Genomic DNA, 19,226 nt, shown 5'->3' with positions numbered 1-19,226 from the left:
ATAAAATAACCGAAAAACACATCCAATTTTTGTCTATTATGTCAATAGACATCATACCCCTACAGGTGTATAATATAGACATAAGATAAAGGACGGAGGAAAACAAAATGAGAGGAACTGAAAAGCAAATCAAATGGGCAGAGGAACTTGTAGAAAGATTTAATGAAGAAATGGAAAGCCTTATCGCAATGATCCCGGAAAAAGAAAAACAGGATATTATCCGAGATCTGATTTTAAACAAATATAACAAGCTTTTTTCCGAAGCATACGCCGGAGACATTATCGACGCAATGAAAAATTTAAACAACTTACACGGTAGGGAATACTATTCCATGCTTACAAGTGCTTTTAGGGTCAGTGCAACCGAACTTAGCATGAAAGTAAAAAATGAAATTTTAAAAAAATAAGTACATTACCCGTCCCCGCCGGGTAAAGCGGGGAGAAAGTGAGGACACTATGACAGGTTATTTTAATGTATTAGATGATTGGAGAAAGGAATATCCGAAAGTTTGTTACACAAACAACGACAGAAAAATGCACGGATTACCTATGAGACGCAAGACAGATAAGAGAAAAAGAACTTACACAAGGAACAAAGCGGACGAAGATTTTAAAAGTTTTCATGATACGTTCTGGAAATAAGGATCATTAATAAATCTGACCTATCGGAAATACGGGGAGAAAGAGAGGAAAACAAAATGTTATACATCATCAATCCAGAAAGCAATCAAATCGTAGTTAATACACCGGAAGAAGTAGAGAAGATCACAGGAATTTCCGCAGAAAGAATTGCAGAAATGAAAGACGGAGATTTCTTGACAGATGGAACTGAAAACGGTTCTTGCCCGGCAGATTGGGAAGTTGTAGCAGAAGAAAATAATTAATTACGGAAATGATAGACAAAATAAGTAAAATATTGGATAGATAAAAACAAATGAGGTAGAAAATATGAGTGAAAACAAGCTCAAAAAAATCAGAACAAATAGAGGTATCACACAATGTGGTCTCGCAAATCTAACAAACGTTAATGTACGGATGATACAAAAATACGAGCAAGGAGAAAGGAACATCAACAAAGCCTCTGGAGAGACGCTGTACAAGCTTTCGAAAGCCCTAAACTGTAATATAGAGGATTTGTTAGACGTTGATCCCCTCCGGTAACTCCGGAGGGGAAATATTGTATCATCTTCGTGTTGCAATTCGTGTTGCATAGCTTTGTTTTTTAGTATAAATGATTGTCTTTACGTAGTAGCATGAAATCAAGAAATTGCGTATTTATAAGGGTGTTCGCATATGTATAGTAATGGTAATACTATATTAATACGAAAGAATCCGGTTCAAATCCGGTCTGCGCCTCTTCTAAACTCAGAAGCGAAAGTTTCTGAGTTTTTTTGTGATTCTGATGCAATATGTCATCAGTCAAATAAGGCAATACAGACAGGGGCGAAGCCAGTGATACAGATACATTGACTGCGCCCCTGTTTTGGGAATCATAAAAATACTAAATAGGCATTTTTTGATATGTTTCAGAGGTATTAGACATTTCAAAAGGTGTTTTTTATAATGAAGGTACAATATGAAAGTCAAATAATGAAGCTGAAGCAGTCTGATTTATCAAACTGCAGAGATTATCAGGAGAAGGAGGAGAGATGATGAAGAAACGATGGATGGCGACACTGCTTGCATCAGCGCTTATAGTATCTTTGGCAGGTTGCAGTGGACGAACAGAAGAATCAACGGATGAAAGTCGTCCTGTTCAGATGCAGGAAGATACAGAAAATGGAAACGAAAGCCAAAATACAGCAGAAACACAGAGGAAAGTTCTCATTGCATATTTTTCATGGGCGGACAATGCAATACTTGAGGAGGATGTGGATGCAACGACATCTCCAAGTGTGATCCCACCTGGGAATGTCCAGCAGCTGGCGGGCTGGGTCCAGGAGGAGACAGGAGGCGATCTTTTTTCTATCCGTGTGGCGGATCCGTACCCAAGTGATTGGGATGAATGTTTGGAACGTGCCAACGATGAGCGGGCGGAGGATGAAAGACCGGAACTTGTGGAAAATGTAGAAAATCTGGATCAGTACGATACAGTTTTTCTGGGATATCCTAACTGGTGGTACGGGGTCCCTATGGCATTGCTATCTTTCCTTGAGGAAAATGATTTTGCGGGAAAACAGATTTACTTATTTTGCTCTCACGGAACAGGAGGACTTGCCGACAGCGTGGAGATCATAACAGATACGGTGCCGGATGCCGAGATTTCAGATCAAATTTTTGACTGCTATGAGGAGGATGCGGCATCTTCCAGGGAAGAGATCGTACGGTGGGTACAGGAGTTGGGATACAAAGCGGATTCCCAGGAAGATGGAGATACACTCAATCTTCAGATCGGCGATGCAACTTTGACAGCAACACTGGAGGACAATTCTTCTGCTCAGGCACTGAAGGAGATGTTGGCCGACGGACCGGTAACGCTTAATATGCAGGACTATGAAAATATGGAGAAAGTGGGAAGTCTGGGACAGAGTCTCCCGACCAACGATGAACAGATCACGACAGAAGCAGGGGACTTGATCTTATATCAGGGGAATTCCTTTGTCATTTATTACGCTCCGAATTCATGGAATTTCACACGTCTTGGAAAGATCAATGACGTTAACGAAGAAGAGCTACGGGCAATTCTTGGAGAAGGGGATGTAACGGTTTCTCTTTCACTGGCAGAGTAAGAGGACATCAGTGTAATAAAGAGTCAAAATGAATGAGGAAAGGGAGCACAGTCAAGGATAATGATATGACTGTGCTCCCTTTTAATGATCATTATTTTTTACTGCAATTTTGAATAAGCTTCGTCATCTACTTCTTCCAGCCATTCGTTGTTTGTCTCTGTGCCCGGAACTTCGAAAGCGATGTGAGAAAACCAGCTGTCAGCCTTCGCGCCATGCCAGTGTTTTACTTCCGGTGGAATTACAATAACAGTTCCCGGTTCCAGACTTACAGCGAGCTTTCCCTCTTCCTGATACCAGCCGCTTCCGGCTGTGCAGATGAGGATCTGTCCACCGCCTGTTTTGGCGTGATGGATATGCCAATTGTTACGGCATCCCGGTTCAAATGTGACATTAGCCAGAGCAATGGTGCTTTCTCCCGGCTTTGTGAGTGGATTTAAATAAGAGTTCCCGATAAAATATTGGGCAAAAGCAGAATTTTCCTGCCCGAGACCAAATACGTTTGCCTTGTCGAATGTTTCTTTGTCCTGAATCTTCATAGTAATCTCTCCTTAAACAATCTGATTTTCTTTTTTGTTTTTACGAATACTATAGCGGAGATAATCCAGATGGGTCAGTTGTTTCTCGCGGAAATGGATCTCGTCCAGAAGATTCTGCCGTTTCAGCTCCAGCATCTGAAGGCGCTGATCTTTGCTGCTTTCATTCTCCAGCAGTAATTTCATATATGTCTCTATTTCTGAGATTTCAAAACCGATCTCGTGGAGTGTCATGATCAGACTCAGGCGCTCCAAATCTGTATCGTCGTACTGCCAGGAACCCATCACTTTTTTGACTGCTCCGCACAGTCCCCAGCGCTCATACTCGTGAAGAATTTCAAGAGGTATGTTGTAACGCTCGCTTGCCTCGTCGATCGTCATTTGTTCCCTCCTCTCTGCATGCCGGTTTTCTGTTCGGCGATATAGGAGATACCGTACAAAATGAGTATTTTTTTGAACAATTCTATTGTAGTCGGTATATGAATCTATGTCTAATGCTTATATTCAATTTCAATAAATGCCTGAAAGGTATTTTTGTTTTGCTCAATCATTGCGAAGAGTTGAAAGATACTGGCGGGTATAGTCAATGAATGCATTGCTGGCGCGGGAGAATACCTGAGCCTTTTTCCAGACAAGAACCGTTCCTGATTCAAGTCTTGGATTAAAAGGAATAAACCGCAGACCGTCATAGGAGCAGTTCATCTCCAAGGTAATGACGCTGCCAAGGCGGCATCTGGCAAGAGCGGCGAGATTGTAGAGAAGATTCCCAGACGCGATATTCTGAAGCTGCTCGGAATAGTCTCCAAACCAGTTTAAAAGCTCGTTTCTTACAATTTCACGCTGTGTCATGATCACGGGAAAGCGGACCAGTTCCTGGGCCGTCACTTCTTTCTTTTCAGCAAGATCAGAATCTTCGTTTACGAGGACTCCCCAGCATTCTTTAAACGGTGTTCGGACAAAATTATATTTTAAAATGTCTACCGGCTCTACCAGAAGCCCCATGTCCAGGAGGCCTCGATCGATCCGTTCTTTGATATTATCCGCATTTCCGCTGTAAATTTCGAACTGTACCTGGGGATGTTCTTTATGAAAAGATGTGATCAGTTCCGCAAGAAACTGTGAGCTTTTGAGTTCGCCGCTCCCAATAGAGATCTTGCCTGTAAGCTGACTTGTCTTGTGATGCATGTCTTCCACCGTTTTTTCGGACAGCGAAACAATCTCTTCTGCACGACGGCGCAGAAGCATTCCGGCCTCGGTAAGGATGATGCGGTGTTTGCTTCTCTGGAACAGTTTTACGCCTAATTCCTCTTCAAGCTGGATCAGCTGTCTGGAAAGAGTAGGCTGTGTGATGTGGAGCAGTTCAGCGGCATGGGTAATGTTTTCCTCACGCGCGACCATCAGAAAATATTTTAGTACACGAATCTCCATATTGATACCTCCTCATGATTCTTTCAGTGTAGCACGGGAAAGAAAAGACGGTCAAGAAAGAAATGCTTAAAGAGCATTTATTAAAATCCAATATAAGTATTAGACATTTCAGGATGAGATCGATACACTGAAAATATAGAAAAAAATACAGAAAGCGGAGGAATGAGACGATGAAGCCCAAAATGCTCATAAAAATGACAGTGGATCTTGTTATGGCAGTACTGCTTCTTTTGCTGATGGCTTATATGCTGGTAGGGGAGGAAGTCCATGAATGGCTTGGTTTAGCGATGTTCCTGCTTTTTGTCCTTCATCATCTGCTGAATTGGAACTGGCACAGGAATCTGACAAAAGGCAGGATTACGGGAGTGAGGATCGTACAGACGACAGTAGATTTTTTGCTGCTCTTATCCATGATCGGTTCTATGATAAGTGGAATCATGATGTCAAGGACTGTATTTGCGTTCCTGCCGATATCGGGAGGGATGGGCTTTGCCAGAACGCTTCATATGCTGTCTGCCTACTGGGGATTTATTTTGATGAATATTCATATAGGCCTGCATTGGGGCATGATCATGGGAATGATGAGAAAAATGACGGGAATCAAAAAGACGTCGGCGATTCGGACCAATGCAGCGCGCATACTGGCACTGTCGGTAAGCGTGTTTGGAATTTATGTATTTGTAAAACAGGATATTGCTTCGTATCTGTTCTTACGGAATATGTTTGTGTTTTTTGATATGAGTCAGCCTCTTGTATTATTTCTGGCAGAATACATCGCTATGATGGGGATGTGGGCGTGCCTTGGGCACTATTTGGCGATTTTGTTGTCCAAGACAGGAAAAAGACGGTCAAAATCAGGGGGCAATGTCATTTAAACCATGGAAAACCGCATAAGTTTTACCTATGTATTTCTATCATATATAAGTATTTGCTGTTTTTGTGCGGCGGTTTTAAACTAAAATAAAAAAGGGATGATAAAAAATGAAGAAACGAGTATTGGTAATTTCTACAAGTTTAAGAAACAACAGTAATTCTGAAATATTGGCAGATGCTTTTCTGGATGGCGCACAAAGTGCAGGACATGAGGCGGAGAAGGTAAGTCTCAAAAACAAAACGCTTGCATTCTGCCGTGGATGTCTTGCATGTCAGAAAACAGGAAACTGCGTGATACATGATGATGCCGAGGAGATTCTGGAAAAGATGTCCCATGCAGATGTACTTGTATTTGCAACGCCAATTTATTACTATGAGATGAGCGGCCAGATGAAAACGCTGATCGACCGGGCAAATCCGCTTTTTACTGCGGACTATGCGTACCGGAAAGTCTACCTTCTGGCAACAGCCGCAGAGGATGACACCCATGCCATGGATGGCGCGCTGAAAGGGCTTCAGGGATTTATTGACTGTTATGAGAAGGCAGAGCTTGCAGGAACTGTGTTTGCCGGGGGCGTAGATGCACCGGGAACAGCGGAGGATCATGCGGCGGTAAAAGAGGCTTATGAAATGGGAAGACAGGTATAAAAATGAATACAGAACAGTTTATTAAAGCTATGAATACGCAAGAAAAAGTAAAGGCGGGTTCAGAGACACACAAAGAGATGACCAGGCTTTCCAATGAGGCAATGAAACTTACCGCACGTCTGAATCAGGGGTATCATGAGCCCCACGAGATCAGGAAAATATTTTCAGAACTTACCGGGCGGGAAATAGATGAGACTTTTGGAATGTTTCCGCCATTTTATACTGACTGCGGAAAAAATATCCACGTAGGCAGGAAGGTATTTATCAATTCCGGATGTCACTTCCAGGATCAGGGAGGAATCTATATCGGGGATGGGACGATGATCGGACACAGTGTCGTGCTGGCGACCTTGAACCATGATTTATGTCCGGAATGCCGGGCGGATATGATCCCGAAACCGATCTTCATTGGGAAAAATGTGTGGATAGGCTCCAACGCAACAATAACACAAGGCGTTTCTATTGGCGACGGCGCCGTTATCGCGGCGGGGGCAGTGGTCACAAAAGATGTTCCGGCAGATACAGTGGTGGCAGGAGTGCCTGCGAAAGTGATCAAGACAGTTCAGGACTGCAAAGAAACTGACCATTAAGAAAAAACAGGTTTTCACATATATGGACGGATAGGAGGATGTCATACTATGAAGAAAGAAATGAAAGAAGTCAATCAGGCATATTTAACAGGGGAGCGCCCGCTGTTCCATGAAAACAACTTAAGAATCAACGAAACCATTTTTGCAGACGGAGAGTCTCCCCTTAAAGAATGCAGTGACATAGAGCTGAAGAACAGCATGTTCAAGTGGAAATATCCGCTCTGGTACAGCAAAAATATTGTGGCAGAAGACTGCACCTGGTTTGAGATGGCGCGTGCGGGAGTATGGTATACGGATCATCTGACAGTGAAAAATGCGGTAATCGAAGCGCCAAAGAATTTCCGCAGGTGCCATGAACTTACACTTAGCAATGTGTCTCTTCCGAATGCGGCCGAAACTCTTTGGAGCTGTGATGGCGTGGAGATGGAACATGTGATGGCAAAAGGAGACTACTTTGCCATGAACAGCCAGAACATGAAAATCAATGATTTTCAGCTGGTGGGAAATTATTCTTTTGACGGAGCAAAAAATGTAGAAATCCACAATGCAAAGATGCTGTCAAAAGACGCATTCTGGAACAGTGAAAATGTGACGGTATATGATTCTTTTATTTCAGGAGAGTATCTTGGATGGAATGCAAAAAATCTGACACTTGTAAACTGTACGATCGAAAGCCTTCAGGGAATGTGTTACATCGAGAACCTTGTCATGAAAAACTGTACGTTGCTGAACACGACTCTGGCATTTGAATATTCTACGGTGGATGTGGATATCCGCGGAAAGGTTGACAGTGTGATGAACCCGACAAGCGGGGTTATCCGGGCTGGAGCGATCGGGGAACTCATTATGGAGAAAGATAAGATCAACCCGCAGGACACAAAGATCATATGTCCGGAAATTGGCCGTGAGCTGGAGCATATGTGTGCATAGCAGAAGGGATGGCTGCGATGTTATTTGGCATGGCATAACGGGAGGAGAGAAAGATCATGGATAGTATATTTGACAGGGAAATAAACCGAAGAAACACAGGGAGTATGAAATGGGATGTGCCGGAAGGAGAGCTTCCGATGTGGGTGGCGGATATGGATTTCCAGACCGCACCGGCAGTCACGGAAGCCATAATAAAAAGAGCAGAGCATGGAGTGTTCGGGTACACATTGATCACGGATGAATGGTATCAGGCTTATCAGAACTGGTGGAAAGAGCGTCACGGATTTGAATTACAAAAAGACTGGCTCCTCTTTTGTACCGGTGTGGTCCCGGCCATATCAAGCATTGTTCGGAAAATGACTACTGTAGGGGAGAAGATCGTAGTCATGACACCTGTTTATAATATTTTCTTCAACTCGATCTTGAACAATGGAAGAAATGTTCTGGAGAGCAGATTACAGTATAAAGGCGGAGTATATGATATAGATTTTGCGGATCTGGAAGAGAAATTGGCTGATCCCCAGACTTCTATGCTTATTTTATGCAACCCGCAAAACCCCGTAGGAAAAATCTGGGGCAGTGAAGAACTCAGGAAGATCGGCGAATTGTGCAGCAGATATCATGTCCTTGTATTGTCCGATGAAATTCATTGTGATATCACAAAACCAGGGCGGAAATATACTCCGTTTGCGTCGGTATCGGAGACTTGCCGGGATATCAGCATTACCTGCGTGGCGCCGACAAAAGCTTTTAATCTGGCGGGAATCCAGACAGCGGCAGTCATCATCCCGGATCCGGTACTAAGACACCGGGTAAACAGAGGACTGAATACCGATGAGGTGGCAGAGCCAAACGTATTTGCGGCTATCGCACCGGCAGCAGCTTTTGGCCACGGAGGGGCATGGCTGGATGAACTAAGAACGTATCTTTGGAAGAATCGAGAGTTTGCGGAGGAGTTTATAAAAGAGCAAATTCCTTATGTCTCTCCAGTAGAAGCAGAAGCTACCTATCTTTTATGGCTGGATTGCCGGAAGCTTCAGACAGATTTATCACAATTGTGTCAATTCATCCGAGAAGACAGCGGACTTTACGTCTCCGACGGAAGAGAATACAGAAACGGCGATGGATTCCTCAGAATGAATCTGGCCTGTCCAAGAGCACGGTTGGAAGATGGATTGAGGAGATTGAAAAAGAGCATCGCAGCAATATAGTTACATCAATTTTACTGCCTGGTCTTGTTTTTATGTGTAAGAGCATATAAAATAAGAACCAGGCAATTTTAATTTCAATCGGTTTTCGAAACCGTCTGCATCATTTCATGTTTTCGTTCGAAGTACGAGTTCCAGTACACTGACGTCATGATATTCAAGTAAATAAAAGTATAAATGAGGAAAGATATGGAGTTTTGTGATATTCTGTTAAAAGTCGGATTTTTTGTGATCCTGCTTTTTTTGTCGTGGAAGGATTGGAAGGAGAAGAGGATTCCCGATCGATATGCGGCTGCGGTTTTTACCCTTGGCATGGCTCGGAGTCTGATGGATCCGGACGGTATTGTGGGCGCAGCGGCGGGAATATTTGCGGTAAGCCTCCCGCTGTTTTTGATCACTGTATGGACAAATGGCGCGTTTGGAGGAGGCGATATCAAGCTGGCAGCGGCCGCCGGGTGCTTTATGGGATGGAGAGCGTGTCTGAATGGATTTATATATGGTCTGATGTTCAGCGCCTTCTATGCGTTGGCTCTCATGGCAGGGAAAAAAGGCAGAAAAAGGGGAAAGAACACGTTTCCGCTGGGGCCGTTTCTGGCAGCAGGTTTTATACTGGTGGAAGTGCTTGAGAAAGAGATCTATTTATTTTGATCCAAGAGACACCTTTGCAAAATAAAAAATTTAAAAAATTTCTATAAAGATCTGTAACGAAAGAATGCGAAATCGGATAGATGGGTACAGGAGGTGAGCAAGAGATGAATATGGATGAGGTATACCGGAAGCATGCCGAGACAGTTTTTCGATTCCTGATGACACTTTGCCATGAGGAGGAGACGGCAAGGGAGCTTACTCAGGAGACTTTTTATCAGGCAATCCGGTCATCCGGGCGGTATGACGGGACGTGCAAAGTTTCCACATGGCTCTGTCAGATCGCAAAGCACCTGTGGTACCGGGAGATTGAGAAAAGGAAGAAGAAGGGAACGCTTCCGCTTGATGAGGATGTTGGACAGCCGACAGAAGGAGTCGAGAGGGAGATCGTCATAAGGGAAGAAAAAATGGAACTGTTCCGGAAAGTGCATCTTCTCGACGAGACGTCAAAAGAGGTTGTGCTGCTCCGGATCACGGGGGAATTTTCATTCCGGGAAATTGGAGAGATTTTTGGAAAACAGGAAAACTGGGCCAGAGTAACATTTTATCGTGCAAAGCAGAAACTTGTGAAAGGAAGGGAAGAATCATGAAGTGTGATATCATAAAAGATTTATTGCCAAGTTATATCGATGGGCTGACGAGCGAAGCCAGCAATGAACTGATCCGGGAGCATCTGGAGAGCTGTTCGGAGTGCCGGTCATACTATGAGGAGATGAAGCGTGAGATTACTGCGCCGGAGATCGTAGCCCGGAATAAAAAAGAGATCCGGCCATTTCGGAAGTGGAAAAGAAGGATATGGAAAGCGGTGGGTATTACGGCGGCAGTTTGTGTTCTTGTGTTCGGCGGATGGATGTATCACTTTGAGAAAACATGGCTTGTAGATTCTGGGGATGTGACATTTGAGTATGAAAAGAATGGAGAGGTCGTAACTCTTAAGATCATACCGAAAAATGAGAAGGTGCATTTGAGCGGTGCATTTTACGATAATAAGGAATTCGAGGCAGATATCCAGGCACAGTGGGACAATCCGCTTAACAGACCGCTGCAGAAAAATGCATATGTGGGATACACGTATGTGGATGAGGACACGATCTTGACAAGGTCTGGAGAAGAGATGGATCTGGATGAGGATGACTGTTTCGAAATCCGGTTTGCAGACAGAACGGTAAAAGTTAATCTGCAGGCGTTCGGAAATGAGGAGACGTGGAGACAAGCGTTTGATCCGGCAATCGTAAAATAGAATTGGAAGAAAGATGGTCTTGATTGAAAAAGAAAAAAATGTCATAATATTCCTTAGCGAAAGATAGTGGAGGAAGAGGATTGTACAAACTAAGAGGAAAAATCATTCACGGAAAAGGGAATGGAAGGAAGGTCGGAATGCCGACTGCAAATCTGGACTATGGATCTGAACAGGGACTTCCAAAGCAAGGAGTCTACGGAGTTATAGCAACAGTAGACCAGGTAAGCTATATCGGAGTGACGAATGTAGGGACGAGGCCTTCCGTGGACGATGACTCCCACATTACAGTAGAGACGTATATACCGGAGTTGGATATGGATTTGTACGGAAAAGAGATGGAAGTGGAGTTCCATCTGTTCCTCCGGGGCGTGAAGAAATTCGCCTCATTGGAGGAAGTAAGACAGCAGGTGGAAGAAGATATTTGCCGGACGAGGGCATATTTTCTTTCGGAAGGAGATACAGATGACGAAGAAGACCAGAAAGAGAAGAAAAGGAAGAAAATGGAATAAAAGCCTCCTGATACCGATATGTCTGCTTGGCATATCGGTATTACTTATGGCCGCATCGATCTATATGGAAGGATTTGCAAACTGGTATACAGAGCATATTTACCCGGTTGTATCAGGGGCTATGGGAAGGCTTTTTGGCATGATACCGGTATCGGTGGCGGAGATCGGTCTGTATATGCTCGTGCTGATTCTTGTGTTTGGACTGATCTATATTGTTTTATCGGTTTTTCACAGGGCCTGGACACGACAGAGGAGTAAGAAGACGGCAAAAGTACTGCTCTGGATCGTCTCACTCCTTCTTTTTCTCTATGTGGTAAACTGCGGGATCAATTATAGGAGTGCTTCGTTCTCCGAGAAAAGCGGTATACAGACGAGAAAGTACACAGTGGAGGAGCTGGCAGAAGTATGCCGGATTTTGACGGAGGAAGTGCAGAAGACAGAGCCAGACATTGCAAGGGATGAGGATGGCAGGATGATTTTCGAGACATCTGAGAAGAAGAATGCGGTAAGGGCCATGCAGCATCTTGGGGAGACGTACCCAGATTTCAAAGGATATTATCCGGAGCCGAAAGGACTGTTATTTCCGGATTTCCTTTCGTGGCAAGGACTGACAGGAGTGTACTCACCGTTTACTGTGGAGGCAAATTACAACAATGCCATCACGGAGTACAGTATTCCATTTACGATGTGCCATGAGCTTTCACACCTGAAAGGGTTTATGCAGGAGCAGGAGGCAAACTTTATCGCCTGGCTTGCGTGCGATAGCTCGGATATACCGGGATTTCAGTACAGTGCCGCGCTGTCAGGGTGGGTTTACGCGACAAACATGCTTTGGGATTATGATCCCGATACATACGAGCAGCTTTACGCCGCGCTGCCAGATGGGGCAAAGGCGGATCTGCAGGCGGGAAACGAATTCTGGGACCGCTATGAAGGGAAGATCCAGGAAGTGTCAAATAAGATCAACGACGCCTATCTGAAGACGAACGGGCAGAAGGATGGGGTGGAGAGTTATGATAAGATGGTAGATATGCTGGTGGCATATCTTATCGGGTAGTCTGCCGACGTCATTTATATATTAATAAGAGATTATGAGAGGAACAGGAAGAAATGAGAATTTTGAAACAGCTGATGATCATTTTGTTCATATCATTTTTGGGAGAAATACTGAAGATGGTCATTCCGCTGCCGATTCCGGCCAGCGTATACGGGCTTGTGATCATGGTGGCAGCGTTAAAAACAGGAATTCTGAAACTGCATCAGGTAAAAGATGCATCATCGGTGCTGATCGAGACTATGCCGGTTATGTTTATTCCGGCGGCGGTCGGGCTGATGACCGCGTGGGGAGCGCTCCGGCCGATCTGCGGACCGGTGGCCGTTATCACAGTTACCACGACTGTGATCGTCATGGCAGCCACAGGTGTGGTAACGCAGACTATGATAAGAAGAAAGCGAAGGAGAAGGAAATAAAAACATGAAAGAATTGATTTCAGGGTCTCTGTTTTTCGGACCTGCTTTGAGCCTCCTTGCCTATGAAGCAGGACTGATCGTCAAACGGAAGTTTAAACTGGCGATACTAAATCCTCTTTTGATCGCAACGACGATCATTATTGGAGTGCTGGCAGTTGCGGGGATCGAATATGAGAAGTATAATGAAAGTGCGAAATATATCAGTTATTTTCTCACGCCTGCCACAGTGGCGCTGGCAGTGCCGCTCTATGAGCAGCTGTCTCTTTTGAAGAAACATTTTGCCGCGGTTATGAGCGGGATCATTGCCGGAGTGATGGCCAGTATGATCAGTATTCTGCTGTTGTCAAAGCTGTTTGGACTGACCCATGAGCAGTATGTCACGCTTCTCCCGAAATCTATCACGACAGCTATCGGGATGGGAGTTTCCGAGGAGATGGGCGGCATTGTCACGATTACGGTGGCGGTTATCATCATTACTGGAATCGTAGGGGGAATTACGGCCGAGTTTGTATATATGATTTTTCGTATCACGGAACCGGTGGCAAAAGGACTTGCCCTTGGCACATCCGCTCACGCGATGGGCACATCAAAGGCGATGGAGATGGGAGATGTGGAAGGAGCCATGAGCAGTCTGGCTATAGCTGTGGCGGGTCTTCTTACTGTTGTCGCTGCATCCGTGTTCGCAGAGTTTTTATAGAGAAAAGTCAAGATGAGATGGGAGGAAGAGAGGATGATTTTGTTTAATAACGATTATGCGGAAGGAGCGCATCCGAAAGTGATGGAAAGGCTCCTTCAGACCAATATGGAGCAGACGGTGGGATATGGAGAAGACCCCTACTGTGAGGCGGCCAGGGAGAAGGTACGAAAAGCCTGCCAGGCGCCGGATGCGGATGTCCATTTCCTTGTGGGAGGGACGCAGGCGAACATGACAGTTATCTCCGCAGCTCTGCGCCCGCATCAGGGGGCGGTCTGTGTACAGACAGGACATATCAACGTACATGAGACCGGGGCTGTGGAGGCGACAGGACATAAGGTGCTGGCTCTTGAAGGGACAGACGGAAAGATCAAGGCATCCCAGGTGCAGGAAATGTGGAAAGAGCATTGGGCGGACGGAGCGCACGAACATATCGTGCAGCCGAAACTTGTCTACATTTCCCATCCGACGGAACTTGGGACACTGTACACGAAGCAGGAACTGACAGATCTCAGGGCTGTATGTGACGCGTGCGGGATGTATCTTTTCCTGGACGGTGCAAGGCTTGCATACGGTCTCGCGGCAGAAGGGATGGATGTTACACTGGCAGACATTGCAGCTCTTACGGATGTGTTCTACATCGGAGGGACGAAATCAGGGGCGCTCTTTGGAGAATGCGTAGTCATAAAGAGGCGGGAAATCAAGGAAGATTTCCGTTACATGATCAAGCAGAAAGGCGGTATGCTGGCAAAAGGGCGGCTGCTGGGAGTACAGTTTGATACCCTCTTTGAGGGGAATCTCTATGTGGAAATGGGAAGACATGCGGACCGTCTGGCAATGAAGCTCAAAAACGGTCTCAAGGAAAAAGGATACCACTTTTACATCGACAGTATCACAAACCAGCAGTTTGTCATCGTGGACAATGAAAAGCTCCAGGAGATAGAAAAAAACTTCGGTGTAAACTATGAGAAGAGACTGGATGAGAATCATATGGTAATCCGGATTTGCACTTCCTGGGCAACGAAAGAAGAGAATGTGGATAAATTGTTGGATGTTTTCTGAGGGAGGGGAAATTTGACATGAAAAAGGCGGCAAAAATATGGCAGGTTGTCTGTTGTTTTCTTGTACCTGCCGTCACGCTCTTTTGGAAACTTCCGTCGATTGGCGGAGAACGCTATTTTGCGTTAGGTGCATTTGCAAGGGCCATCGGATCGGGAGATTACTATGGATTCTGGCTTGAGTCGACGGCCGGGCCGATGCTGATGTTTTGTCATGCACTGATGCTTTTAGGGAGTGTCGTGTATTGTGCCCGCGGAATTCTTGCTTTGTTTGACAAAGAAAAGCGATGGCTTAACATCGCCGGAAGAGCTATGGCGATGCTTGCAATGTACACAGCGCTGATCCCTGCACAGAGCCTTCCGGAACAAGAGAGAGCAGGATACTTTACAGTTGTGTGTATATGTGTGATTCCTCTTCTGGAATATATAGGCTTCCGGTTTCTTGATGAGTGGAAAGAGCAGATGGATTCTTACAGAGAAATCCAGAAACGGGAAAGGGAAGAGAAGCTCAGACGTAAAAAGGCGCTTTACTTTCCGGGGAAATATCCAAAAGAACTAAAAGGGCTTATCTGGGAAAACTTCCGGAGCAATTTCCGAAGCGGAGGTCTTCTGATTTTTGGAGGAATCATGTGTGGGATATATCTGGTCCTGATCATCGGCCTGGGCCAGATATCTGTGCCGTTGAAGTACGGGACAGGGATGTCCACAGGGAAAATCCTTTTGACGATGGCAGCAGAATTCGGATGGATGATCATGTTCCTCTGCCTCATATTGATGTATTATACTATTTCCAATTACACGAAGACACGGAAGGAAAATTACAGAGCGTTTCTCGTGCTTGGTATCCGTACAAGAACAATCTACCTGATTTTTGCGGCGGAGTACATCATGAGCCTGCTTGTGGCGTATGTGGCCGGAATGGTCGGGGGATCCGCACTCTACATGCTGATACGGTACTGTTTCCGGGATATGACAAAGGGAATCCAGGTGCCGGGAGTTTTCTCCGTGGAAATATTGGGGATTGGGTCAGCGGCTTTTCTCCTGATCGTGCTGTTAGCCACCATGTTCAACCAGGAAAACATTCTGGATATGGGGAGTTCGACCGTATTTTACGCAGAGAAGAAACCAGAGCCGATACCGGAAAAGGTACTTGGATCCGTAATCTTTGGGCTCCTTTTTTTCGATACTGGAAGAGGAATCTTTGCGATACGGGCATGGACGGACAATCCGGGCAGCTATCTTGCCATTTTGCTGAGTATGTTTTTGCTGCTCTCGGCAGGAATGCTTCTGTATATGAGAAGGCAGAGAAAAAAGCCTGGTGCCTACCAGAAAAATCTGCTGAGAAATAAAAATATTTATTACCGGTTTCGGAGAAACCGCTGGAACACCTTTATTTTTTCGGCTGTCCATTTTTGTGTTTTTGTGATAGTGGGAAGTTCATTTTTGGCGACTGCCATCGCGCCGGCGCCGGAAAAGCTCTACCCGTATGACATTGTATGTATGGGATATGAGCAGGATGTGGAGGAAATCCAGGATATCGCAGCCCGTCATCACGCGAACGGAAGATCATACCCCATGGTAAGGATCACAGCACGGTACGCTTCGGAATCGATGCAGTCGGCACAATCATTGACTTCCGTACTCTGGCCCCAGGGACAAAATGTGGCCATCTCGGAATCGACATACAAAGAGATGAAAAAAGAGCTTGGGAAAAAAGCGAAAGATCTGGATCTGAAAGGAAAAGAGATGCATATTGTCTACCAGGAAGATGTGGCGATGTCTCCGAAAATGATAGAGACAAGCGGAAGCAGGCTTGCTTACCGCATGAGATTTGGCCAGCCGCTTAATCACTACGACAATACGGAGCGCAACGATGTATTTCCGTCGAAAAAGGTCGTGAGTGAGGAGAAAGACATTTTAACCGGAGTCTTCTTTGAAGGACAGCAGGAAAATCTCGTCGTCTTGTCAGACGAATGGTTTGATGAAGTGTATTCTGAGATCATGGAATGGAACAGCAAAAATATGGAGCTTCGTATGGAAACTCAGGATGCCCAGTGGGATGCATATCTGGAGGAACACGGAAAGAACATGACGGAAGGCCAGACAACCCTTTTTGTATGGGATGTTCCGGAGGAAGAGTATGACAGCATGATGGAGGAGCTGGGATTTCTCAAAGAGAAGTATCCGATGGATACATCCTGGGATGCGACGGCAGGCCCGCTGTATGGGGCAAGGTCTTACGTAGGGGACATCGAACCGGTTCGCCTGGAAAATCAGATTGTAAGTATCCTGACTATCGTCATTCTGCTTTCATTCGGACTTCTGCAGGCATATATCAAGACAGAGAGCGAGATGGAAGAGATCATATGGCAGGATCTGTTCCTCCAGAGAGTCGGGATGAAAGGAAAAGAGAGGAGAAAGCTGGTTCGAAGCCAGGTACAGATGAATTTTCGCATTTCCATCTTTGTGGCAGGAGTGATCTCTGTGATCATGTGGGCGACCATGTGTGCGGTAAGATACTATAATGGAATGGAGACCTTGGCCTTTTTTGGAGCAGGCTTTCTTTTCCTTGCAGTGTATGTGCTGATATGGGAAGGCTGGCTTTACCTCATGGAAAAACGGATTTTGAAGGAGACAGAACGGCAATAATGTAAAAACTGCGGAATCATGCTGGGAGGTGGATGGGATGTCAATCTTTAGAAGCTATCGGACGAAGGAGAAAGTATCGGTTGGACTCATGTGGGGCATTAATCTGGCCACATTGCTGTATGTGATGATAGAGTATCCGAATCTTCCGGATATCATTCCCCACCATTACGGGTTCTTTGGAGAGCCGGATGAGTGGGGAGGAAAGTGGATGCTATGGATTATGACAGGTGTCCAGATTTTTATTTCAGCGGTCGAGCATGCAGCGCTGCACAAGGCGATAAAGGATAGTGAGAGGACCGGATTTTCCGATATGACGGGCAGGGATGCGCTGTCATCTATGGGACCGGTTGTAGCCGGCGGGATTGGATGGATTACATTTGCCGGGACTTACTGGGGAAGGCTTGGAAAAGGTTTTCTGATCGTTTTTCTTGGCGCGACAGCGGCAGTGATCATCTATGTATGTGTGAAAGCCAGGAGTAACGCCGGGCAGATAGCCGGGGAGGCAAAAAAACTGGAGAAAAGCACCTGTGAAAGCGGCGGGTATGCTGTCGAAACAGGAGATTTGACATTCCAGGGAAAGATCGCTGTCTGGATGTGGGCAGTCCTGCTTTTCATCAACGGTGCGATGCTTGTGGCAGCTGCTACAGAAGCAGAACAAGGGGAGATCGTGTTCATGGCGATCACGTTGATTTTGATCGACATATTTTTAGTACCAATGTATTTCCGAAACCGTATCCTTCTGAAAGACAAAGAGATGGTCATCTTTTTCGGACTTTTTAAAAAACGGATCGCATATGAAAACATCATATTATTAAAGGAGACACACAATCCGCTTTCTTCTCTGGCCATGTCTCTTGACAGGATTTATATCTATACATTGTCAGGCGATAATGTGATGGTGTCTGTAAAAGATAAAAAAGGCTTTATGCAGGAAGTGTACCGGCGGAAAAGGCTGCAGTAGAACAACAATGTGAAAGGATGGATTTCAAATGTACACAGCAAAAAAAGGCAGATATGAGACAATGTCATACAGAAAATGCGGTAAGAGCGGTCTGAAGCTTCCTGCTGTCTCACTGGGGCTCTGGCACAATTTCGGGAGCAATGCATCCTACGACAATATGAAGGAACTGTGTTTTACCGCTTTTGACAATGGAATTACCCATTTTGACCTGGCAAACAATTACGGTCCGGAAGCCGGAAGCGCGGAGGAAAACTTTGGGCGGATCCTGAAAAAAGATCTGATGAGTCATAGAGACGAACTCATCATCAGCTCGAAGGCAGGATATGATATGTGGGATGGCCCATACGGGAAAGGCGGCAGCAGAAAATATCTGATTGCCAGTCTGGATCAGAGTCTGATGCGGATGGGAATCCCTTACGTGGATATTTTCTACCACCACTGTATGGACTCAGAAACCCCTCTGGAGGAATCGATGGGAGCGCTCGCTTCTATTGTACAGAGCGGGAAAGCACTGTATGTCGGGCTCTCGAACTATAACGGAGAGACTATGGAGAAAGCGGCAAGCATCTTGAGCGAGCTGCATTGTCCATTTGTGATCAACCAGAACCGGTATTCTATATTCGACCGGACTATTGAGAAAAACGGTCTGAAAATGTCCGCAGAGAGGTTTGGAAAAGGCATCATTGCGTTCAGTCCCTTGGCTCAGGGAATGCTCACAGACCGTTATCTGCACGGGATCCCGGAAGACAGCAGGATCCGGACAGACGGGCGTTTCCTGAAAGAAGAGGCGCTGACGGATGCAAGGATGAAAAAGATCTGTGCGCTCAAGGATCTGGCAGAACAAAGAGGACAGACATTGGCACAGATGGCTCTGAATTGGGTTGTAAAAGACAGTGCGGTAACAAGCGTCCTGATCGGAGCGTCCAAGCCTTCTCAGATCGAAGAAAATGTAAAGATGCTGGGCGGATCGCCGTTTACGGAAGAAGAACTGAAAAAGATTGATGAGATCAGTGAAGGGTAAAGAGCCTTTCGACTGATTATAGAAAGGGGCAGCAGCTTCT

At 45.5% G+C, this 19,226-nt stretch carries 23 protein-coding genes; 20 read left to right on the top strand and 3 right to left on the bottom strand.

Features of this window, described 5'->3' with window-relative positions; translation table 11 throughout:
* The first annotated feature begins 107 nt into the window (after positions 1-107).
* The 4 genes from FLB61_RS05280 (at position 108) to FLB61_RS05265 (ending at position 2,729) form a co-directional block, all read left to right on the top strand.
* Positions 108-407 (top strand): hypothetical protein, encoded by a 300-nt coding sequence (locus FLB61_RS05280; RefSeq protein ID WP_087203289.1) that lies wholly within the window; start codon positions 108-110, stop codon positions 405-407.
* Positions 408-698: 291 nt separating this feature from the next.
* The gene (locus FLB61_RS05275; protein WP_221919564.1) at positions 699-884 is read left to right on the top strand and encodes a hypothetical protein; all 186 of its coding nucleotides are present in this window, start codon (positions 699-701) and stop codon (positions 882-884) included.
* 64 nt (positions 885-948) lie between these two features.
* The gene (locus FLB61_RS05270) at positions 949-1,161 is read left to right on the top strand and encodes a helix-turn-helix domain-containing protein (RefSeq protein ID WP_221919563.1); all 213 of its coding nucleotides are present in this window, start codon (positions 949-951) and stop codon (positions 1,159-1,161) included.
* A gap of 488 nt (positions 1,162-1,649) precedes the next feature.
* Entirely contained in the window at positions 1,650-2,729 is a 1,080-nt protein-coding gene (locus FLB61_RS05265; RefSeq protein WP_221919562.1) for a cyclophilin-like fold protein, read from the top strand.
* Positions 2,730-2,827: 98 nt separating this feature from the next.
* Here FLB61_RS05265 and FLB61_RS05260 read toward each other — a convergent pair whose 3' ends face one another.
* The 3 genes from FLB61_RS05260 to FLB61_RS05250 form a co-directional block, all read right to left on the bottom strand.
* The gene (locus FLB61_RS05260) at positions 2,828-3,265 is read right to left on the bottom strand and encodes a cupin domain-containing protein (RefSeq protein WP_087203130.1); all 438 of its coding nucleotides are present in this window, start codon (positions 3,263-3,265) and stop codon (positions 2,828-2,830) included.
* A gap of 12 nt (positions 3,266-3,277) precedes the next feature.
* Positions 3,278-3,643 carry a MerR family transcriptional regulator gene (locus FLB61_RS05255; RefSeq protein WP_087203131.1) on the bottom strand — a complete coding sequence of 122 codons (366 nt, stop codon included), beginning with the start codon at positions 3,641-3,643 and terminating at the stop codon, positions 3,278-3,280.
* A gap of 162 nt (positions 3,644-3,805) precedes the next feature.
* Positions 3,806-4,690 carry a LysR family transcriptional regulator gene (locus FLB61_RS05250; protein ID WP_087203132.1) on the bottom strand — a complete coding sequence of 295 codons (885 nt, stop codon included), beginning with the start codon at positions 4,688-4,690 and terminating at the stop codon, positions 3,806-3,808.
* A gap of 170 nt (positions 4,691-4,860) precedes the next feature.
* On the opposite strand from FLB61_RS05250, the gene FLB61_RS05245 reads away from it, so the two are divergent.
* The 16 genes from FLB61_RS05245 (at position 4,861) to FLB61_RS05170 (ending at position 19,186) form a co-directional block, all read left to right on the top strand.
* Positions 4,861-5,565, top strand: coding sequence for a DUF4405 domain-containing protein (locus FLB61_RS05245; RefSeq protein WP_221919561.1), 705 nt, complete (start codon positions 4,861-4,863; stop codon positions 5,563-5,565).
* A 106-nt stretch (positions 5,566-5,671) separates the two neighbouring features.
* On the top strand, positions 5,672-6,211 hold the full coding sequence (locus tag FLB61_RS05240; protein WP_221919560.1) for a flavodoxin family protein: 540 nt from the start codon (positions 5,672-5,674) through the stop codon (positions 6,209-6,211).
* Between the two features lie 2 nt (positions 6,212-6,213).
* The gene (locus FLB61_RS05235) at positions 6,214-6,801 is read left to right on the top strand and encodes a sugar O-acetyltransferase (RefSeq protein WP_221919559.1); all 588 of its coding nucleotides are present in this window, start codon (positions 6,214-6,216) and stop codon (positions 6,799-6,801) included.
* Between the two features lie 60 nt (positions 6,802-6,861).
* Positions 6,862-7,731: a DUF3737 family protein gene (locus tag FLB61_RS05230; protein WP_087203162.1), complete on the top strand. Its 870-nt coding sequence runs from the start codon at positions 6,862-6,864 to the stop codon at positions 7,729-7,731.
* A gap of 56 nt (positions 7,732-7,787) precedes the next feature.
* Positions 7,788-8,942, top strand: a complete 1,155-nt coding sequence (locus tag FLB61_RS05225) for a MalY/PatB family protein (protein WP_221919558.1) — start codon at positions 7,788-7,790, stop codon at positions 8,940-8,942.
* Positions 8,943-9,128: 186 nt separating this feature from the next.
* The gene (locus FLB61_RS05220) at positions 9,129-9,587 is read left to right on the top strand and encodes a prepilin peptidase (protein ID WP_221919557.1); all 459 of its coding nucleotides are present in this window, start codon (positions 9,129-9,131) and stop codon (positions 9,585-9,587) included.
* Positions 9,588-9,691: 104 nt separating this feature from the next.
* The gene (locus FLB61_RS05215) at positions 9,692-10,174 is read left to right on the top strand and encodes an RNA polymerase sigma factor (protein WP_087203138.1); all 483 of its coding nucleotides are present in this window, start codon (positions 9,692-9,694) and stop codon (positions 10,172-10,174) included.
* Positions 10,171-10,824 carry a zf-HC2 domain-containing protein gene (locus FLB61_RS05210; protein ID WP_087203139.1) on the top strand — a complete coding sequence of 218 codons (654 nt, stop codon included), beginning with the start codon at positions 10,171-10,173 and terminating at the stop codon, positions 10,822-10,824. Before FLB61_RS05215 ends, FLB61_RS05210 begins: the two co-directional genes overlap by 4 nt.
* 80 nt (positions 10,825-10,904) lie before the next feature.
* Positions 10,905-11,333: a riboflavin kinase gene (locus FLB61_RS05205; RefSeq protein WP_087212049.1), complete on the top strand. Its 429-nt coding sequence runs from the start codon at positions 10,905-10,907 to the stop codon at positions 11,331-11,333.
* Positions 11,287-12,390, top strand: coding sequence for a DUF3810 domain-containing protein (locus FLB61_RS05200; protein WP_221919556.1), 1,104 nt, complete (start codon positions 11,287-11,289; stop codon positions 12,388-12,390). The genes FLB61_RS05205 and FLB61_RS05200 overlap by 47 nt, the downstream gene beginning before the upstream one ends.
* A gap of 53 nt (positions 12,391-12,443) precedes the next feature.
* The gene (locus FLB61_RS05195) at positions 12,444-12,803 is read left to right on the top strand and encodes a CidA/LrgA family protein (protein ID WP_087203142.1); all 360 of its coding nucleotides are present in this window, start codon (positions 12,444-12,446) and stop codon (positions 12,801-12,803) included.
* Positions 12,804-12,807: 4 nt separating this feature from the next.
* Positions 12,808-13,500, top strand: coding sequence for an LrgB family protein (locus FLB61_RS05190; protein ID WP_221919555.1), 693 nt, complete (start codon positions 12,808-12,810; stop codon positions 13,498-13,500).
* A gap of 33 nt (positions 13,501-13,533) precedes the next feature.
* Positions 13,534-14,559, top strand: coding sequence for a threonine aldolase family protein (locus FLB61_RS05185; protein ID WP_221919554.1), 1,026 nt, complete (start codon positions 13,534-13,536; stop codon positions 14,557-14,559).
* 17 nt (positions 14,560-14,576) lie between these two features.
* The gene (locus FLB61_RS05180) at positions 14,577-17,204 is read left to right on the top strand and encodes an ABC transporter permease (protein WP_221919553.1); all 2,628 of its coding nucleotides are present in this window, start codon (positions 14,577-14,579) and stop codon (positions 17,202-17,204) included.
* A gap of 37 nt (positions 17,205-17,241) precedes the next feature.
* Positions 17,242-18,165 (top strand): DUF1648 domain-containing protein, encoded by a 924-nt coding sequence (locus FLB61_RS05175; protein WP_087212041.1) that lies wholly within the window; start codon positions 17,242-17,244, stop codon positions 18,163-18,165.
* A gap of 28 nt (positions 18,166-18,193) precedes the next feature.
* A complete protein-coding gene (locus FLB61_RS05170) occupies positions 18,194-19,186 on the top strand; it encodes an aldo/keto reductase (RefSeq protein ID WP_221919552.1) in 993 nt (330 codons plus the stop codon).
* The last annotated feature ends 40 nt before the right edge of the window (positions 19,187-19,226 follow it).

The sequence above is a fragment of the Sellimonas caecigallum genome, assembly GCF_019754295.1.
Classification (GTDB): Bacteria; Bacillota; Clostridia; order Lachnospirales; family Lachnospiraceae; genus Sellimonas; species Sellimonas caecigallum.
The sequence above is the reverse complement of the archived record's forward strand: the minus strand, read 5'-3'. Positions and strand labels throughout refer to the sequence as shown.

Excerpts from the sequence above, each read along its gene's own strand:
- FLB61_RS05280 (WP_087203289.1), top strand. The coding sequence starts at position 108 with ATGAGAGGAACTGAAAAGCAAATCAAATGGGCAGAGGAACTTGTAGAA.
- FLB61_RS05275 (WP_221919564.1), top strand. The coding sequence starts at position 699 with ATGTTATACATCATCAATCCAGAAAGCAATCAAATCGTAGTTAATACA.
- FLB61_RS05270 (WP_221919563.1), top strand. The coding sequence starts at position 949 with ATGAGTGAAAACAAGCTCAAAAAAATCAGAACAAATAGAGGTATCACA.
- FLB61_RS05265 (WP_221919562.1), top strand. The coding sequence starts at position 1,650 with ATGATGAAGAAACGATGGATGGCGACACTGCTTGCATCAGCGCTTATA.
- FLB61_RS05260 (WP_087203130.1), bottom strand. The coding sequence starts at position 3,265 with ATGAAGATTCAGGACAAAGAAACATTCGACAAGGCAAACGTATTTGGT.
- FLB61_RS05255 (WP_087203131.1), bottom strand. The coding sequence starts at position 3,643 with ATGACGATCGACGAGGCAAGCGAGCGTTACAACATACCTCTTGAAATT.
- FLB61_RS05250 (WP_087203132.1), bottom strand. The coding sequence starts at position 4,690 with ATGGAGATTCGTGTACTAAAATATTTTCTGATGGTCGCGCGTGAGGAA.
- FLB61_RS05245 (WP_221919561.1), top strand. The coding sequence starts at position 4,861 with ATGAAGCCCAAAATGCTCATAAAAATGACAGTGGATCTTGTTATGGCA.
- FLB61_RS05240 (WP_221919560.1), top strand. The coding sequence starts at position 5,672 with ATGAAGAAACGAGTATTGGTAATTTCTACAAGTTTAAGAAACAACAGT.
- FLB61_RS05235 (WP_221919559.1), top strand. The coding sequence starts at position 6,214 with ATGAATACAGAACAGTTTATTAAAGCTATGAATACGCAAGAAAAAGTA.
- FLB61_RS05230 (WP_087203162.1), top strand. The coding sequence starts at position 6,862 with ATGAAAGAAGTCAATCAGGCATATTTAACAGGGGAGCGCCCGCTGTTC.
- FLB61_RS05225 (WP_221919558.1), top strand. The coding sequence starts at position 7,788 with ATGGATAGTATATTTGACAGGGAAATAAACCGAAGAAACACAGGGAGT.
- FLB61_RS05220 (WP_221919557.1), top strand. The coding sequence starts at position 9,129 with ATGGAGTTTTGTGATATTCTGTTAAAAGTCGGATTTTTTGTGATCCTG.
- FLB61_RS05215 (WP_087203138.1), top strand. The coding sequence starts at position 9,692 with ATGAATATGGATGAGGTATACCGGAAGCATGCCGAGACAGTTTTTCGA.
- FLB61_RS05210 (WP_087203139.1), top strand. The coding sequence starts at position 10,171 with ATGAAGTGTGATATCATAAAAGATTTATTGCCAAGTTATATCGATGGG.
- FLB61_RS05200 (WP_221919556.1), top strand. The coding sequence starts at position 11,287 with ATGACGAAGAAGACCAGAAAGAGAAGAAAAGGAAGAAAATGGAATAAA.
- FLB61_RS05195 (WP_087203142.1), top strand. The coding sequence starts at position 12,444 with ATGAGAATTTTGAAACAGCTGATGATCATTTTGTTCATATCATTTTTG.
- FLB61_RS05190 (WP_221919555.1), top strand. The coding sequence starts at position 12,808 with ATGAAAGAATTGATTTCAGGGTCTCTGTTTTTCGGACCTGCTTTGAGC.
- FLB61_RS05185 (WP_221919554.1), top strand. The coding sequence starts at position 13,534 with ATGATTTTGTTTAATAACGATTATGCGGAAGGAGCGCATCCGAAAGTG.
- FLB61_RS05180 (WP_221919553.1), top strand. The coding sequence starts at position 14,577 with ATGAAAAAGGCGGCAAAAATATGGCAGGTTGTCTGTTGTTTTCTTGTA.
- FLB61_RS05175 (WP_087212041.1), top strand. The coding sequence starts at position 17,242 with ATGTCAATCTTTAGAAGCTATCGGACGAAGGAGAAAGTATCGGTTGGA.
- FLB61_RS05170 (WP_221919552.1), top strand. The coding sequence starts at position 18,194 with ATGTACACAGCAAAAAAAGGCAGATATGAGACAATGTCATACAGAAAA.